The organism is Nocardia mexicana NBRC 108244, from assembly GCF_001613165.1.
Classification (GTDB): domain Bacteria; phylum Actinomycetota; class Actinomycetes; order Mycobacteriales; family Mycobacteriaceae; genus Nocardia; species Nocardia mexicana.
On the sequence record NZ_BDBV01000060.1, the window covers coordinates 1 to 16,635 of the forward strand.

At 69.5% G+C, this 16,635-nt stretch carries 16 protein-coding genes and 1 pseudogene; 8 read left to right on the forward strand and 9 right to left on the reverse strand.

Features of this window, described 5'->3' with window-relative positions:
• Positions 1-280 precede the first annotated feature (280 nt).
• Positions 281-796: a helix-turn-helix domain-containing protein gene (locus tag NM1_RS44675; protein WP_084519968.1), complete on the forward strand. Its 516-nt coding sequence runs from the start codon at positions 281-283 to the stop codon at positions 794-796.
• A gap of 255 nt (positions 797-1,051) precedes the next feature.
• On the opposite strand, the gene NM1_RS23960 is transcribed toward NM1_RS44675, so the two are convergent.
• From NM1_RS23960 to NM1_RS23970, 3 genes are all read right to left on the reverse strand, one after another.
• Positions 1,052-1,627, reverse strand: coding sequence for a YdeI/OmpD-associated family protein (locus NM1_RS23960; protein ID WP_084519969.1), 576 nt, complete (start codon positions 1,625-1,627; stop codon positions 1,052-1,054).
• Positions 1,628-1,686: 59 nt separating this feature from the next.
• Positions 1,687-2,277 carry a ClpP family protease gene (locus NM1_RS23965; RefSeq protein WP_068023943.1) on the reverse strand — a complete coding sequence of 197 codons (591 nt, stop codon included), beginning with the start codon at positions 2,275-2,277 and terminating at the stop codon, positions 1,687-1,689.
• Between the two features lie 109 nt (positions 2,278-2,386).
• Positions 2,387-2,992 (reverse strand): ClpP family protease, encoded by a 606-nt coding sequence (locus tag NM1_RS23970; protein WP_068023946.1) that lies wholly within the window; start codon positions 2,990-2,992, stop codon positions 2,387-2,389.
• A gap of 207 nt (positions 2,993-3,199) precedes the next feature.
• Here NM1_RS23970 and NM1_RS23975 point away from each other — a divergent pair, with 207 nt between their 5' ends.
• The gene (locus NM1_RS23975; RefSeq protein ID WP_068023948.1) at positions 3,200-3,820 is read left to right on the forward strand and encodes a maleylpyruvate isomerase family mycothiol-dependent enzyme; all 621 of its coding nucleotides are present in this window, start codon (positions 3,200-3,202) and stop codon (positions 3,818-3,820) included.
• Positions 3,821-4,111 carry a putative quinol monooxygenase gene (locus NM1_RS23980; protein ID WP_068023951.1) on the forward strand — a complete coding sequence of 97 codons (291 nt, stop codon included), beginning with the start codon at positions 3,821-3,823 and terminating at the stop codon, positions 4,109-4,111.
• 69 nt (positions 4,112-4,180) lie between these two features.
• Here NM1_RS23980 and pepN read toward each other — a convergent pair whose 3' ends face one another.
• Positions 4,181-6,775, reverse strand: coding sequence for an aminopeptidase N (gene pepN, locus NM1_RS23985; protein ID WP_068023954.1), 2,595 nt, complete (start codon positions 6,773-6,775; stop codon positions 4,181-4,183).
• 261 nt (positions 6,776-7,036) lie between these two features.
• Between pepN and NM1_RS23990 the strand changes: the two genes are divergently transcribed.
• Entirely contained in the window at positions 7,037-7,870 is an 834-nt protein-coding gene (locus NM1_RS23990; RefSeq protein WP_068023957.1) for a phosphoribosylaminoimidazolesuccinocarboxamide synthase, read from the forward strand.
• Positions 7,871-7,958: 88 nt separating this feature from the next.
• On the opposite strand, the gene NM1_RS23995 is transcribed toward NM1_RS23990, so the two are convergent.
• Positions 7,959-8,354: a DUF1801 domain-containing protein gene (locus tag NM1_RS23995; RefSeq protein ID WP_068023960.1), complete on the reverse strand. Its 396-nt coding sequence runs from the start codon at positions 8,352-8,354 to the stop codon at positions 7,959-7,961.
• Between the two features lie 36 nt (positions 8,355-8,390).
• Positions 8,391-9,611 carry an NAD(P)/FAD-dependent oxidoreductase gene (locus tag NM1_RS24000; protein WP_068023963.1) on the reverse strand — a complete coding sequence of 407 codons (1,221 nt, stop codon included), beginning with the start codon at positions 9,609-9,611 and terminating at the stop codon, positions 8,391-8,393.
• Between the two features lie 153 nt (positions 9,612-9,764).
• Here NM1_RS24000 and NM1_RS24005 point away from each other — a divergent pair, with 153 nt between their 5' ends.
• Positions 9,765-10,421 (forward strand): mycothiol-dependent nitroreductase Rv2466c family protein, encoded by a 657-nt coding sequence (locus NM1_RS24005; RefSeq protein ID WP_068023966.1) that lies wholly within the window; start codon positions 9,765-9,767, stop codon positions 10,419-10,421.
• A gap of 914 nt (positions 10,422-11,335) precedes the next feature.
• Here NM1_RS24005 and NM1_RS42475 read toward each other — a convergent pair.
• Positions 11,336-12,301: pseudogene (locus NM1_RS42475) on the reverse strand (M48 family metallopeptidase); the annotation flags it as partial.
• A 116-nt stretch (positions 12,302-12,417) separates the two neighbouring features.
• On the opposite strand from NM1_RS42475, the gene NM1_RS24015 reads away from it, so the two are divergent.
• The 3 genes from NM1_RS24015 to NM1_RS24025 are packed head-to-tail and all read left to right on the forward strand — an operon-like array spanning position 12,418 to position 14,383.
• The gene (locus tag NM1_RS24015; RefSeq protein WP_068023969.1) at positions 12,418-12,888 is read left to right on the forward strand and encodes a ribose-5-phosphate isomerase; all 471 of its coding nucleotides are present in this window, start codon (positions 12,418-12,420) and stop codon (positions 12,886-12,888) included.
• A gap of 28 nt (positions 12,889-12,916) precedes the next feature.
• Positions 12,917-13,729, forward strand: a complete 813-nt coding sequence (locus NM1_RS24020) for an Fpg/Nei family DNA glycosylase (protein ID WP_068023972.1) — start codon at positions 12,917-12,919, stop codon at positions 13,727-13,729.
• Between the two features lie 54 nt (positions 13,730-13,783).
• Positions 13,784-14,383 (forward strand): hypothetical protein, encoded by a 600-nt coding sequence (locus tag NM1_RS24025; protein ID WP_068023974.1) that lies wholly within the window; start codon positions 13,784-13,786, stop codon positions 14,381-14,383.
• A gap of 167 nt (positions 14,384-14,550) precedes the next feature.
• Here the strand turns inward: NM1_RS24025 and NM1_RS24030 are convergent, their stop codons facing one another.
• Together NM1_RS24030 and NM1_RS24035 are read right to left on the reverse strand one after the other, a co-directional pair.
• Positions 14,551-15,387 carry a DUF1542 domain-containing protein gene (locus tag NM1_RS24030; RefSeq protein ID WP_114699438.1) on the reverse strand — a complete coding sequence of 279 codons (837 nt, stop codon included), beginning with the start codon at positions 15,385-15,387 and terminating at the stop codon, positions 14,551-14,553.
• Between the two features lie 90 nt (positions 15,388-15,477).
• The gene (locus tag NM1_RS24035; RefSeq protein WP_068023980.1) at positions 15,478-16,485 is read right to left on the reverse strand and encodes a GGDEF domain-containing protein; all 1,008 of its coding nucleotides are present in this window, start codon (positions 16,483-16,485) and stop codon (positions 15,478-15,480) included.
• Between the last annotated feature and the right edge of the window lie 150 nt (positions 16,486-16,635).

Genomic DNA, 16,635 nt, shown 5'->3' on the forward strand with positions numbered 1-16,635 from the left:
GGCCTCTGAAAATCGAGACGCGCCGAAAACCTCCCAGGTGTAGTCGTCAGGCTCTCGCTTCGCGGCCGGGGTTGGTAAAGGGCGGAGCTGGCGGGGGACGGAGATGCTCGGCCGTGGGCCGGTTCTGTTCGGCTCGCTCCTTCGTCGCATTGCTGCCTGGGGTAGGGCCGTGATCGATTCGTGTAATCCGCATCCTTGATGCGGAGCGGGAACCATGGGTGATTACGCTCTGAGCGGAATCGGGGGGCATAAAGCCGTTGGCAGACTTTACGCTCGGAGTATGGCCGAGCACCCGCGACTTCATTCGATTCCCGGCGGACGCGACGACCGGTCGCCCGAATCGCCGGACGAGACGGTCCGGGAACCGCTGTGGCGTGAGGTGCTCGGGGAGCGGCTGCGCTCGCTGCGGCAGGACCAGAGCGAGACGCTCGCGGAAACCGCGGGGCGCGCGGGGGTTTCGCCGCAGTACCTGTCCGAGGTGGAGCGCGGGCGCAAGGAGCCGTCCAGCGAGATGATCGCGGCCCTGGCGGGTGCGCTCGGCACCTCCCTCGGCGGGCTCACCGAACAGGTCGCCGACGAGCTGCGTCGTCAGCGGCGGCTCGCCCTGGCTCGCTCGGCCGCCCGGCGGGGTAATGCGGTGCCGAGCATGCTGGTGGGAGCGCGCGGCACTGCCCCAGCGGACCTCATCGAGGTGGCCCGTAAGGTCCGCCGGATCGACCTCACCCGAGCCGACGCACCGGACCGCTCCGCGCCCGACCGCCCTGCGGGCCCCACCCTCATGGCCCTGGCAGCCTGAGCGTTCGCCGATTCGGCACGCCGCTCTGGCCGTGTACTGCCCGCCGCCTGTACCGAGCACGATCTCGCACAGACCCGTGGAGGCACACACCGGCCGTGCTACGCGGACGGCCCGAGGGTCCGGCCGCGGGGCGCTGTTGACCGACCGCATGCGGTTGCTGTCGCCGAAGACTGGGCGATGGCGGCGCAGCGGCTACCGTTTCGGCGGTACGCGCTGTGCCGCAAGCCTTTTCACGAAATTCTCGGTGTCGTTCGCCTATTGCAGCGTCGTGCCCCGCAGCGCCTGCAGTGCTTGGCCGAGCCGGGTCCGTCTGGCCTCCGGCGTGAGGGCCTGCAGGAGCGGCAGGATCACCAGGTAGCGATCGGTCTTGTCCAGCGTCTCGAAGGCGGCCGCGGCCTGCGGGTCGGAACGCAGTGCCCGGGCGAGGTCGGGTGGTACGGTCGCCGTCTTCTGCGACTCGTAGGCCGCCGCCCATCGGCCGTCCTCCTGTGCCTTGCGCACCTCGGCAAGGCCCGGCTCGCGCATGCGGCCCGCGGCCGTCAGCATCGCGACCTTGTCGACGTTCACCTGCGACCAGAGGCTCCGGGCGCGGCGCGGCACGTACTTCTGCAGGTAGTACCGCTCATCGAGCGAGCGCCGCTGCCCGGAGATCCAGCCGTAGCACAGCCCGGCGTCGACCATCTCGTCCGAGGTGATCGTCGGCAGGCCGGACGACTTCTTGGCGGCCTTGATCCAGACACCCTCGTGGCGCGTGTGATGCTCGGCCAGCCAATCGTCGAAGGCCTCGGCATTCGCGAAGGCGATGATCTCCACACCGTCGAACTCGTCCACACCACACAGGCTATCGCCGAGGTACGACAGGAAATTCGCCTCCGATACCGAGCGATCGGTCAGCCGCGGGCGCCGAGGATCTTGTCGACCAGCCCGTAGTCGATGGCCGCCTGGGCGGTGAAGACTCGGTCCCGGTCGGTGTCGTGGCGCAGCGTTTCCACCTCCTGGCCCGTGTGCTCGGACAGGATGGCTTCGATCTCGGCGCGCATCCGCACCAGTTCGTCGGCCTGGATGATCAGGTCCGGGATGGCGCCCCGGCCGCTGGCGGCGGGCTGGTGCAAGACGATCCGGGCGTGGCCGAGCGCGCTGCGGCGGCCCTGCGCACCACCCGCGAGCAACACCGCACTCACGCCGATGGCCTGGCCGACGCAGGTCGTCGCCACCGGGGACGAGATGTGCTGCATGGTGTCGTAGACGGCGAGCATGGCGGGCAGGTCGCCGCCCTCGCTGTTGATGTAGAGGTTGATCTCCTGGCCCGCACTCTCGGCGTCCAGGTGCAGCAGCTGCGCGATGAGCGCGTTGGCGACACCGGAATCGATCGGGGTGCCGAGGTAGACGATCCGCTCGGTGAGCAGGTGCGAGTAGACGTCCATGATCCGTTCGCCGCGCGGATCGCGCGCGATGACATTGGGAATCGTGTAGCTGGTCATGCCGCGGCCTCCTGAAAGCGCGAAAGATGGATGCTCATGCTGCGTTGTCTTGCGGCACGAGCGGGGCCCTGCGTGATTACGCTCCGCTGCCGCCTCCGGGCCTGACCGCTCATGCCGTGATCCCCACGCGCTGCCGTTCCGGGATCACCTGGTGGAACGAGTCGACGATGCCGTCGATGAAGCCGTACTCGCGCGCCTGGCTCGCGGTGAACCAGCGGTCGTGCAGCGAATCCTCGTAGACCCGCTCGAACGGCTGCCCGGTGTCCTCGGCGATGAGGCCGAGCACGGTGTTGACGGTGTGACGCAGATCGTCGGCCTGCACCTCGACCTCACCGGCGCTGCCGCCGATACCGGCCGAACCCTGATGCATGAGAATCCGCGCGTGCGGCAGGGCGAACCGCTTACCGCGGGTGCCCGCGGAGAGCAGGAATTGCCCTGCGCTGCAGGCCAATCCGAGCGCCAGCGTAGAGACGTCGCACGGCACCAGCCGCATCACGTCGCGGATCGCGAGCATCGACGGCACCGACCCGCCGGGGGAGTGGATCCACAGCGAGATGCCGGAGTCGGGATCCTCGGCGGCCAGTGTCAGCAGTTGCGTGGCGAGCAGGGTGCCGTTGTCGTCGTCGAGTCCTCCGTCCAGCACCAGGACGCGGCGGCTGAGCAGTTGCTCGCGGGCGCGCCAGCTGAAAAGCGGGGTCTTGTTGTCGTCAGCCATGACCCCACGGTGCCCGACCGCGCCCCCGAAAACCGCCCCTCGCTGCTGTGAGCGGATCTGCCCACAGCAGCGAGGGGCGGTGATCAGTTCGAAGCGGCGGTCCGGCGGTCCGCGCCGGGTGTCGAGGGATACTCCTCGACGCGGGTGCGATGAGTTTCGGAGGGCCGATTCGTCGGTATCGGTGTGACTACGACCGGGAGATCGACGATGGACCCAGACCTGATCCGGACGTGGGTGTGCGCCGAACGGCTCGCTCTCGCCGGCTTTCTCGACGACCTGACCGAATCCGAATGGTCGCGCCGATCGCTGTGTGACGGCTGGACGGTGCACGAGGTGCTTGCCCACATCACCATGTCCAACCGGGACACGCTGTGGGGCACGATCGCCGGGGTCGTGCGCGCCAGGCTCGACTGGAACCGGATGACCGCGGTGCAGGCCACCGAGCGCGCCGCGCGCTTCACCCCCGCCGAGCTCATCGCCCAGCTGCGCGAAGGCGCCGACCTGCACCGCCGCGCGCCGGGCGCGGGAGTGGCGGATCCGCTGGTGGACATCATCGTGCACGGTCAGGACATCGCCCGCCCGCTCGGGCGCACCCTGCACTCACCGCCCGAGCGGGTGGTGGTCGCGCTCGATCAGGTGCTGGGCAGCCGGTTCTACGGTGCGCCGCAACGGGTTCGCGGAGCGCGGTTGACGGCCACCGATACGGACTGGACCTACGGCGAAGGCGCGCAAGACATCCGGGGTCCGGTCATCGACCTGCTGCTACGGGCCACCGGGCGCCCGCTCGACGGCAGTGGGGCCGGCCCGCGAGCGGAGGAGAGTGCCTGAATGTTGATCATCGCCGGATACGTGACGGTCGACGCCGAGCGACGCGACGAGTTCGTAGCGGCGCATCGGGACTTGGTGCGGCGGGCACGGGAGGCGCCGGGATGCCTCGACGTGGCCATCACCGCCGACTCGCTGAACCCACAGCGCGTCAACAACTTCGAGCGCTGGGAAACCCGCGCTCACCTCGATGCCTGGCGAGCCGTAGCCGACGCCCCCGACACCGGCATCGAATTCCGCAACAGCAACGTGATGCTGTACACCATCGCCGACATCGCCCCTCCCTTCCCCTGACGCACCGCCAGGGTCCCGACGAGGGGCGGGACCCTGGCGGCGCGGGTTGTCCGGCCCCGAGGCGCTGGGCTACTCGGCGTCGAAGGCCCTGGCGCGCAGGGAGCGTTCGATGCCCGCCTTGCCCTCGGTGACGAGGCGGCGCAGGGCCGGCGGGTGGTCGGCGTCGAGGAACTTGTCGGCTACGGCGACCGCCTCGTCGCTGATGGCCCAGTGCGGATAGAGGCCGATCACGACGGTCTGGGCGACCTCGCTGGAGCGGCGCTCCCACACGGAGGGGACATCGGCGAAGTAGCGCTCGACGTAGGGGGCCAGCAGGTCCGCCTGGCCCGCCGGGGCGAATCCGCCGACGATGGCGCGGGCGGTGATGTTGGGGACCGAATCGTCGTTCATCACCGTCTCCCAGGCGATCTCCTTCACCGGCGCCTGCGGTCGGGCGGCGGTCGCGGCGGCGGCCTGACGGCGACCGGCGGCGGTCGGATCGCGGTCCAGCTCGGCGTCGATCACCGGGGTGGCGTCGCCGTCGGCGTCGATCGCGCCCGACTTGGCCAGCGCCTGCACCAGGCGCCAGCGCAGATCGGTGTCGACCACCAGCCCGGCGAGGCCGACGCGGTCCGGGTCGCCGCTCTCGTACAGCGCACCCAGCACCTCGACATGCTGCGGCGACAGCCGCGCGCCGGTCAGGGCGTTGACGAACGCCAGCTGGTGATCCGAACCCGGCGCGGCCGCGCGCGCCAGCTCCAGCAGCCGATCGGCGAACTCCGGCCAGCCGTTCCGCGCGGCCCACTCCGGCTCGGCGTAGCTGGCCAGCGCGGTGTGGGCCTGCATCAGAATCCGTTGCACCACACCGATTTCGGTCTCCGCGCCGATACCGCGCTGCACCAGCGCGACGAAGTCGCGGGCCCGCATCTCGGCCTGGCGCGTCATCTCCCACGCCGCCGACCAGCACAGCGTGCGCGGCAGCGATTCGGCGATATCGGCGATGCGCGTCGTCACCGTGTCCAGCGAATCCGGGTCCAGCCGCAGCGAGCAGTAGGTGAGGTCGTCGTCGTTGATCAGCACCAGCTTGCCGCGCGCGACACCGACGAGATCGGGCACCTCGGTGCTTTCCGCGGCGTCGAGGTCCAGTTCGACTCGCTTGGTGCGCACCAGCTTTCCGTCCTGGTCGTCGTAGACGCCGACGGCCAGCCGGTGCACCCGGCGCTCACCCGCGCCGGGCGCCGCGCCCTCCTGGACCACGGCGAACCGGGTGAACTTCCCGTCGGCGTCCACGTCGAAGTCCGGGCGCAGGGTGTTGAGCCCGGTGGTCTTCAGCCACTGCGCGCCCCAATCGGAAAGGTCACGGCCGGAAGCCTTTTCGAGCGCACCCACCAGGTCGTCGAAGGTGGCGTTGCCGTAGGCGTGCTGGGCGAAGTAGTCGCGCAGGCCCGCCAGGAACGGTTCCAGGCCCACATACGCCACCAGCTGCTTGAGCACCGAAGCGCCCTTGGCGTAGGTGATTCCGTCGAAGTTGACCTCGACGGCCGCCAGGTCGGGGATGTCGGCGGCGATGGGATGGGTGGACGGCAGCTGGTCCTGCCGGTACGCCCACGACTTCTCCACATTCGCGAAAGTGGTCCAGGCGCTGGAGTATTCGGTGGCCGAGGTCATGGCCAGCACCGAGGCGAAGGTGGCGAACGACTCGTTCAGCCACAGGTCGTCCCACCACTTCATGGTGACCAGGTCGCCGAACCACATGTGCGCCATCTCGTGCAGCACGGTCTCGCAGCGGCGCTCGTAGGAGGCGCGGGTCACCTTGGAGCGGAACACGTAGTCCTCGAGGAAGGTGACCGCCCCCGCGTTCTCCATTGCGCCCGCATTGAATTCGGGCACGAACAGCTGGTCGTACTTGCCGAAGGCGTACGGCACACCGAAATTGCGGTGATAGAAGCCGAAGCCCTGCTTGGTCTCGGTGAAAAGCCGCTCGGCGTCCATGAATTCGGCCAGCGAGGCCCGGCAGTAGATGCCCAGCGGGATGCTGCCGTGGTCGTCGGTGTAGGTGTCGGTCCACTTCGCGTAGGGGCCCGCGATCAGTGCCACCAGGTAGGTGCTCATGCGCGGCGTGGTGCCGAACACGTGCCGGATCACCGTGCCGGTCTTGTGCGTTTCGACCGCGGCGCCGTTGGAGATGACCTCCCAGTCCTCGGGGGCGGTCACGGTGATGTCGTAGGTCGCCTTGAGGTCCGGCTGGTCGAAGCAGGCGAACATCCGCTTGGCATCGGCGGTCTCGAACTGCGAGTAGAGGTAGACCTTGTCGTCGGTCGGGTCGACGAAGCGGTGCAGGCCCTCGCCGGTGTGCGAGTACTCGCAGTCGGCCTCGACCGTCAGCTCGTTGCGCTCGGCCAGACCGGTCAGCGTGAGGCCCTCGGACTCGTCGTAGTCGCCGACCTCCAGCGCCACGCCGTTCAGCACCGCCGACCGCACCCCGGCCGCGACGATGTCGACGAACGTCTGCGATCCGGGTGTGGCCGTGAACGTCACGGTGGATCGCGAATGGAACGTCTCCGACGCCGCCGCCTCGGCGTTGGTGGGCTGCCCGGTCAGGTCGAGTTCGACGCGATAGTTCTCCACGCTGATCGTCGCGGCGCGCGCGACCGCCTGCTCGCGGGTGAGATTCGGTGCGGACAAGGAGACTCCTTCGCTGATCGGAGAGCTGTGCCGGGCAGCCGCTCATCGCCGATGATGAGAGCGCGACAAACCCCACAATGCCACGTCGGTAGGGGGCCGGGCGTGCCGACCTGCAACGAGCTGGTCAGTCGGTCGCCGATCGTGGGCACACGTGTCGGTCGGTCGGCGATGCCCTCGGTAGGCTGTGCAGCGTTCAGGCGGCCGTCCCGCGCATTCTCGGCTCGGGAGGCTGAGGTTGTCGAGCATCCACGAGGAGGACAGTTGAAGCACATCCACTCCGGCAAGGTGCGCGATCTGTACGAGGACGGCGGCTCGCTGCTCCTGGTCGCCTCCGATCGGGTGTCGGTCTACGACGTGGTGCTGCCGACGCCGATTCCGGACAAGGGTGCGTTGCTGACCCAGCTGTCGAACTGGTGGTTCGAGTACTTCTCCGATGTGCCCAACCACGTGCTGTCGGCCACCGATGTGCCGGACGAATTCGCCGGGCGCGCGGTGCGCGTCAAACCGCTGAAGATGGTGCAGGTCGAGTGCATCGCCCGCGGATACCTGTCCGGTTCGGGGCTGAAGGAATACGAGCGCACCGGTTCGGTCTCCGGCATCGCGCTGCCGCCGGGGCTGCGCGAGGGCGACAAGCTGCCCGCGCCGATCTTCACGCCCACCACCAAGGCGGCCGAGGGGCACGACGAGCCGATCACCTTCGACGACGTGGTGCGGCAGGAGGGCCGCGAGGTCGCCGAACGCCTGCGAGATCTCACCCTGGGTGTGTATTCCCGTGGCGCCGCCTACGCCGCCGAACGCGGCGTGATCATCGCGGACACGAAGGTCGAATTCGGCTGGGACGGAGACGTTCTCACCCTCGGCGACGAGGTGCTGACCTCCGACTCCTCGCGCTACTGGCCCGCCGCCGAATGGGAGCCCGGCCGCCCGCAGCGCTCCTTCGACAAGCAGTTCGTGCGCGACTGGGCGACCTCGACCGGCTGGGACAAGGAGCCCCCGGGCCCGGAGATCCCCGCCGACATCGTCGCCGCCACCCGCCAGAAATACATGGAGGCCTACGAACTGATCACGGGAAGTGGCTGGGGAACGCGCGGCTGATCCTCGCCTTTTCGGCGCGTCCAACTCCGTCGTCCCCGGCATGCGCGTCCGCCCCGTCGTCCCCGGCATGCTTTTGGCCGGGGCCAGATCAGCTCCGCGCCTTGACCTTTCGCCATCCGCCCGCACGATTGGTCGCGATGATGTGTCGGAACATCTCCGTCAGGGCGCTGGTGTTGATCTTGTCGTTCTCGTAGACGGCGATCGTGCGCCCGGTCTTGTTGTCGTGGCCGCCGGTGACGATGCCTTCCGGATCGGGAGTGAGGCCACCGTCGTACAGGAAGACGTTCACGTGGTCCTTGGTGGCCAGTAGCGCGCAGATATTGCCCTGCAGCACGAAGTACGGCTGCACCGTGCGCTTGACCGTCTCCGTGACTTCCGGATCGGCGGCGTGCACCAGATCGCGGACCTGGTGGCAGATCTTCTGTTGCCAGGCCGGAAGCGCGTCGATATAGGCGTCGACGCGCGAATCCTTCTCGTACGGCACGTCATTCCTCCCTCGGAAAGGCCGCCGGTCGGCAGCTCACAGCGGCGTCGAGGTGTCGGCCAGTCGCTGCGGGTCGACCGGATCTCCCGTCTTGATCAACTCCTTGATCCGATCGGTGACATCCCAGACGTTGACGTTCATGCCCGCCAGCACCCGATTACCGGAATCCAGCCAGAACGCCACGAATTCGCGCTTGCCGGTATCTCCGCGCACCACGACGGACGCCTCCTCGCCCGGCGCGACGTAGCCGGTGTACTCCATCCCCAGGTCGTACTGGTCGGTGAAGAAGTACGGCAGCCGGTCGTAGGCGGCGGGCTTGCCGAGCATCGTCAGCGCCGCCACCGCCGGTTGATTGAGCGCATTCGCCCAGTGCTCGACCCGGATGCGCTGACCGAGCACCGGATGCTGCTGATCGGCGATATCGCCGACCGCGACGATATCCGGATCGCCGGTCGCCAGGCTCTCGTCCACCAGCACGCCGCCCGCCACGGCGAGGCCCGCGTCGGCGGCCAGCTCGGTATTCGGCCGCGCGCCCACCGCCTGCAGCACCGCGTCGGCCTCGATCACCGTGTCGTCCTCGAGGCGCACCCCCGTCGCCGTGCCGCCGGAGGTGGTGATTTCGGCGACCCGGACCCCGCAGCGCAGGTCGACGCCGTGGGAGCGGTGCAGGTCGGCGAACACCTCGCCCATCTCGGTGCCGAGTGCAGCCTGCAGCGGCACCTGCTCGGCCTCCAGCACGGTCACCTCGACACCGGCGGCGCGGGCCGCGGCCGTCACCTCCAGGCCGATCCAGCCCGCACCGATCACCGCCAACCGTCGCGCCGAGCCGAACAGTGCGATCAGGGCGTCGGACTGCTCGATGGTGCGCAGTTCGTACACGCCCTGGGCGTCGGCGCCGGGGATCGGCAGCCGCCGCGGCCGCGATCCCGTAGCCAATGCCAGCTTGTCGTAGGGCAGGGTCGAACCATCCGGCAGGGCAACGGTTTTCGAGGCGCGGTCGATCGCGGTCACGGTGGTGCCGAGCATGACCTCGACGTGGTGGTCCCGATACCACTGGCCGGGATCGGTGGTGAAGTCGGCCAGCGCCTGCTTGCCCAGCAGATGTTCCTTCGACAGCGGCGGCCGCTCGTAGGGGAGATGCTCCTCCTCGCTGATCAGGGTGAGCGTGCCGTCGAAATCGTTGCCGCGCAACGCCTCCGCGAGCTTGGCCGCGGCCAGCCCGCCGCCGACGATGACAAACCTGGAATCTGTGGTCATGAGAACCTCCGAACAACGGCGGCCAGGTCATTTCCGACCCTACTGCCCGGCGCGGGGCCGGGTCGGGAAATATCCGGAAGTTTCCGTCGTTGATGAGTGTCGACGGCACCTGTGCGATGCGGTGCCGCCCCGACTTCCCGAGAGGACTCCGACGTGAGCGATACGACGACCCCGTCCGGCACCAAGGACCGCGTGGACTTCTGGTTCGACCCGCTGTGCCCGTGGTGCTGGATCACATCCCGCTGGATTCTCGAGGTCGAGAAGGTCCGCGATATCGAGACCCGTTTCCACGTGATGAGCCTGGCGGTGCTGAACGAGGACCGCGAGGACCTGCCGGAGATCTACGTGGAGCTGATGAAGTCCGCGTGGGGGCCGGTCCGGGTGGCGATCGCGGCCGCCCAGCAGCACGGTGAGAAGGTGCTCGCCCCGCTCTACACCGCGATGGGCACCCGGATCCACAACCGCCGCGACGAGTACCCGCAGGAGGACCGGGGCGAGCGGCTGGCCGTGGTCATCGCCGAATCCCTGGCCGAACTCGGCCTGCCCGCCGAACTGGCCGCGGCCGCCGACAGCACCGAGTACGACGCGGCGCTGCGCGAGAGCCATCACGCCGGGATGGACAAGGTCGGCAAGGACGTCGGCACGCCCACCATCCACATCAACGACGTCGCCTTCTTCGGCCCGGTGCTGTCCCGCATCCCGCGCGGTGAGGATGCGGGCAAGGTGTGGGACGGCGCGGTCGCCCTCGCCTCCTACCCGCACTTCTTCGAACTCAAGCGCACGCGCACCGAGGACCCCCAGTTCGACTGAGGTCGCGGGCCGATGCCCCGGGCCGTCCGCCCGGGGCATCGGCCGCTCACGCGACGACGGATAATCTCCGGTCGCGGTGAAACTTATTGCTGCTCGGTCGGATTCGAGGACGGGCCGGGGGGTTCGTCGTCCGTGCTGTCGACCGGCGGTGGATTTTCCGAAGGTGGTGGCTCGGGTGTGGTCGGCGGGTAGATCTGCCCGCCCGCTGCGGGTCCTTGATCGCCCGGCGACTGGCCCTGCTGATATCCCCAGCCACCCGACGACTGACCCTGCGGCACGCCCGGAGGCTGGTTTTCCGGTCCCGCAGAGGATGGCCCGGAGGTGGTCGGCGACTGATATTTCTGCCCGCCGGGTGGCGGGCCTTGATCGTCCGGCCGGTGCCACCCACCTGACGATTGCCCAGGTTCGCCCGCCGCGGACTCGGGTGTAGCCGACGGCCGAGCTTGCGGTCCGCTCGGCGAAAGGCCCGGATCGTTCGGCCCGTAGCTCTGTCCGCTCGGAGACGGTCCCGGCGAGCTCAGGTAGCTCTGCGTGCTCGATTGCTGCCAGGGTGGGCTCGGTTGGTAACCCTGTGTGCTCGAAGTTTGTCCGAGTGTGGTCGGCTGGTAGGCCTGCGAGGTCGGCTGTTGGCCCGGGATGCCTGGCTGGTGGCCCTGTGTGTTCGGCGGTTGGCCGGGTGTGGGTTGGTAGCTCTGTGCGCTTGGCGGTTGGCCGGGCGTGGTCGGCTGGTGGCCCTGTGTGCTCGGCGGTTGGCCGGGTGTGGTCGGCTGGTAGCCCTGCGAGCTCGGCGGTTGTCCTGGGGCGCCCGGCTGGTAGCCCTGCCCGCCCGGCAACTGTCCCGGTGCGTAGCCCGGCCCGCTCATCGGCGGATATCCCGGTGGTGGGCCCTGGTTGCCCGGCGGGACCGGGGCGCTCGGGCGCCAGAACAGCTTGCCGTGCCTGCTGCGGTCGCGCAGGGCCCACATGCGCCAGGTCAGTACGGGATGCGAGGACATGGCGTTGGCGATCCAGACGAAGAACCCCTTCTCCTGCGCCGCCCGATCGGCCATCTCGTCGAACCGGACCAGCGGGTTGAGCCATTTGCCGCCCGCCAGGACCCGCATCGCCCCGGGTGCGCCGAGGTGCCGGTTGCAGTAGCCGTGATTATCGGCGGTGTACTCCTGGCTGCGGATCAGCGAATTGCCGAGGATCGGCAGGAACGGCACCAGGAACATGCCCAGCTGCCGCCAGTAGGACACATGCCCGGCCGCGATGTGCCCGACCTCGTGGCCGACGATGAACGCCAGCGCATCGGGGTCGCGAGCCCGGCCGCCCACCTCGAACATGTCGCTGTAGACGACGACGTAGCGGCGGAACCCGTGCCCGGAGGCGAAGGCGTTGATCTGCCCGCTGCCCATCAGGACGAAGGCGTCGGGGACGGTGGCCATCCCGAAGCGCTGTGCCGCCTCCTGCACCATCCGATAGCCCTCGGGAAACTGGGTGGGCGACATCTTCACCGCATTGACCCGCTGCATCGCGTAATTCAGACCGCGGCCGAGATACAACAGCAGCGGCGCCGCCAGCAGCAGGAGCATGTAGTCGTTGATCTCGCCGACGAACAACAGCAGCAGGCTGAGCAGGTAGCCCAGGACGGTGACGACGATGACGATCACCAGCAGCGGAATCTCCCAGCTGTGCCGCGCGGGCATGCCGAACGGCGACAGCCCCCGGGTCTGCTGGACCACCGGCGGATGCGGGGGCGAATACGGCGTCTGCGGCGCCCAGCCCGGCGGACCGTCCTGCGGGTCCCAGCCGGGAATACCGGTGAGACCGCGGTCGGCCGGTCCCGCGGCGGGCACCGAATGTGCTGTCGGAGGCGACGTTCTGTCCTCGGGCTGCATAGCTGCAACCCTAGGCAGTGTTCGCTCGCCATGCTGTCGGCGCACCCGGCGGGGCCCGCGCGGCATGCCTCGGCCCCGGGCGAAACGGCCCCCGAGCGCCTGACACAATGCCTGCCATGCGCGTATACCTGGGTGCCGACCATGCCGGCTTCGAACTGAAGAACCACGTCAAGGACCACCTGCAGCGGGCCGGTCACGAGGTCGTCGACTGCGGTGCCCACGAGTACGACGCCGCGGATGATTACCCGGCGTTCTGCATCGATGCCGCGCGCCGTGTCGTCGCCGATCCGGGCAGCCTCGGCATCGTGCTCGGCGGCAGCGGGAACGGCGAGCAGATCGCCGCCAACAAGGTGCCCGGCGCCCGCTGCGCGCTGGCCTGGAGCGTCGAGACCGCCCGGCTGGCGCGCGAGCACAACAACGCCCAGCTCATGGGTATCGGCGGCCGCATGCACAGCACCGAGGACGCGCTCGCCATCGTCGACGCCTTCGTGGCCACCCCGTGGTCGGGCGAGGCCCGCCACCAGCGCCGCATCGACATTCTCGCCGAGTACGAGAAGACCGGCGAGGCGCCCGCGGTCCCCAGCTGAGCGCGGGCCGGTGAGGCGGACGTCATAAATGCCTGAGGGTCATACGCTGCATCGGCTGGCGAAGTTGCACCACAAGCGCTTCGCCGGGGGAGTCGTGCGGGTATCGAGCCCGCAGGGCCGCTTCGCCGACGGTGCCGCACTGGTGGACGGGCACGTTCTGGTGCGGGCCGAGGCGTGGGGCAAACACCTTCTGCACCACTACGATTCGGGACTGGTCGTGCACGTGCACCTGGGCCTGTACGGCACCTTCACCGAATCGGCCGGGCCACTGGGTGATCCGGTGGGGCAGGTGCGGATGCGGATGATCGGCGGCGGCCGCACCGCCGAGGCGTACGGCACCGATCTGCGCGGTCCCACCGCGTGCGAGGTGCTGCACGATCCGGAGGTGTCGGCCCTGACCGCGCGGCTGGGCCCGGACCCGTTGCGCCGCAACGCCGATCCGGATCGGGCCTGGGAGCGCATCCGGCGCTCGTCGCGGCCGCTCGGAGCGTTGCTGATGGATCAGGCAGTGGTCGCGGGCGTCGGCAACGTCTATCGCGCCGAACTGCTGTTCCGGCACGGCATCTCGCCGCAGCGCCGCGGCCGCGACCTGACCGCGGACGAGTGGGACGAGCTGTGGGCCGACCTGGTCGAGCTCATGCGGGTCGGGGTGCGGCGCGGCAAGATCGTGGTCGTGCGCCGCGAACACGACCGCGGCGCACCGTCATACGCCGACGGCAAGCCCCGCACCTACGTCTACCGGCGCGCGGGGGAGCCCTGCCGCATCTGCGGCTCGACGGTCCTGCACAGCGTGCTGGAGGGCCGAAACCTGTTCTGGTGCCCCACCTGTCAGCCGGGCTGAACCCGCGGAGCAACGATGTAGCATGGGGCGCCGGGTTTCCGACGGAGAGGTGTCATGGGAGGGCCGATCGGCGTGCGGACGCAGCGCCTGAGTATCGCGATGGGCACGGCCCGGACGGTCACCGTCGGATGCCTTGCGCTGCTGCTGATTCCGGCGCTGTTGCTGTTGGTTCTCGCCGTCTTGACGGTGCTGGGTTCCACTGCGGCGATCCTGCTGGGTGTCGCGGTGATCGTGCCGATAGTGGCCTTCGTCGGGCACGCGCTGTTGTACGTGACCCGAAGGGCCGCATGGCTGGAGGGCACCACGCTCGCCGTGCGCGGCGCCTACTCCACACGCCGGGCGAACTTGGCGCACGCGCGCGTGTGGGTCGACTCGGTAGCGGAGAATACGGCGGTGTCGACGGGCTCCGGAATGACCGTGGTATCGACCGGTCGCCGGATCCCGCGGCTGGTCGCGCAGGATGTCCAAGCCGGCGCCACGGTGAAACTGCCCCTGCGACAGTCGAATGGGACGCTGCTTCCGGCACCCGAGCTGCACGCCTTGGCGGCAGCGATCACCTCCGCCCCGCGCCCGTCCCCCGACGCGGAACATGCCCACTGGATCGCCCAGGGCCTGTACAGCCTCACCGCCAACCCGTTCACCGGGAACCTTTGAGTCGGAGCAGAAAACAGGGCTCGCACGCCGCAGTTGCCGACCGACACCGGGTTCAGAAGTTGCCGTGGTTCGCACTCGCGGTTGGCTGACCCGCGCCGGGCTGAGAAGTTGCCGGGTTCAGAAGCTGCCGCAGCCATCAGCCGCCGGATGCTCAGGTCGGTGACAGGTCAGAAGCCGCCGCCGTCGAACCCGCCGCCCATATCGAAGCCGCCGCCGTCGAACCCACTGCCGCCGTCGAACCCACTGCCGCCGCCGTCGAATCCGCCCGGGTCCCCGCCGGGATCTCCGCCGCCTTGGTCGGCACCACCCTGGTCGCCGCCGTCCTGCCCGGCCTGCAAGCCCGCGTCATAGCCTTCGCCGTAACCGTTCTCGAATCCCGTGGCCCCGTACGCCACCCCGGACATGCCGCTGAAGAGGGCGTCGAACAGCAGCACCGACCCGATACCCCAGGCGCCCGCTACCAAGGCCGTCTTCCACCACGGCTCGGAGTACCAGCCCGCGGGCACCGGGCGCCCGGCGACCCGGCCGCCGGGGTAGTAATTGGGGGTCTGCGGCGACGGTGACGGCGACGCCTCGATCCGGCGGCCCTCGAAGTCCACCGTGCGGTCCTCGGTGACCTGTCCCGCCGAGCGCTGTCCGTCGAGTTCGGGCACCGGCGGGCCCGGGTCCAGGTTCATCGCGGTGCGCGCGGCCCGCACGTAGTACAGGCCCTCCACCGCGGTCTCCTTCGCCAGGCGAGCCTGCGCGACAGTGGTCGCCTGGTCGATCTGCGAACCGGCCGCGTTCAGCCGTTCGCCGGCGTCGGCCAGGGCCTGCTTGGACGCGTCGTTGCTGCCGACCAGGTTGTAGACCTGCCCACCGAGCCGCTCGGTGAGGCGGCGGGCCTCGGCCTTGGCATCGGCCAGCTGCGTGGCCTGCCGGTTGCGTTGCGCGGAGCGGCCGAAGTACGTCACGGCCAGAAACACCGCCAGGACGACCACCACGAGGACCAGAAGCGTTGTCACATCGACCAGCGTACGCGGACGCCGACGGGCCGATCGGACGCCGAGAAGGCAAGCATCGGGGTCACCTCGCCCGGTCGGCGCCGCGGTCGCTCAGCCCGCCAGGGTGGTGTCGTAGTCGTCGAGGTCGGCGAGCCTGGCGGGGGCGTACCCGCCGGGCTCGGGCTCCTCGTCGTCGAGTTCGGACAGCGCGAACCTGCGCTTACCGGCCGTCTTCGCCGAGTACATCGCCCGGTCGGCACTGCGCAGCAGGTCGGAGAAGTCGCAGGAGCGACCGGGCGGGCAGTACGCGGTGCCGACGCTGGCCGATACCGGCACCGGACCCGAGCTGGTGGGCACCGGGTTCTGCAGGGTGCCGAGGATCCGCATGGCCAGCTCGCCCAGCGTATTTCGGCGGGCGGGCAGCGCGAGGACGAACTCGTCGCCCCCGTACCGGCAGACCACCGTGTCGTCCGGGCAGGTCGCGCGGAGCCGGCGCGATATCTCCACCAGCACCTCGTCGCCGACCGCGTGGCCGTGGCCGTCGTTGATCTGCTTGAAATCGTCCAGGTCGATCAGCAGCAGCCCGACGCCGCGGGCGCGGTCGGTCGCCATCAGCCGGACGCGCTCCTGCAGCAGCGACCGGTTGGCCAGGTCGGTGAGCGCGTCGTGGGTGGCCTCGTGGCGCAGCCGGTGCTGCAGCGCGGCGATCTCCTGCACTCGCACCGACACCGCCGCCGTCAGATTTCGCTCCTGCTGGGCCAGGGCCCGCTGCTGCAGCGCCTCGGCGTAGGCGTCGATGGCATGGCTGGCCACGAACGGCCACCGGGTCGCCACCAGGGCGCCCGGCTCACCCGGGGCGAAGCCCAGCAGCGCGCGGGTCGCCGGCGCCAGCATCCGGGTGCGATCGAACGGCGTCTCGGCCAGCCGGCGGCCGACGGCGCGGGCGGCCGGGACCGGAAACGGTTCCGAGCCGGCCAGATCCAGCAGTTCGTCGATGATCCCGGCGAAAACCCGTTCCAGATGTTCCGGTGAAACGGTCAGGCCGCTGCCGCTGTAGACGGCGCGGACCCAGTCCCGGGTGGTGGCCGCGATGGCCTGCGTCTCGAGTTCGGCGGGCATCGATGCTCACCTCACACGAACGCCGTCTGTGCCGGCTCCCCAGCCGGTCACGCCCTCCGGATCGTGCTCACTGCTATGCGGTCCGCTACACCTTGCTCGATGCACGCTCACCGCCCCCTTTCCAGATACCCCCGTCCGGCAAAAAGGATC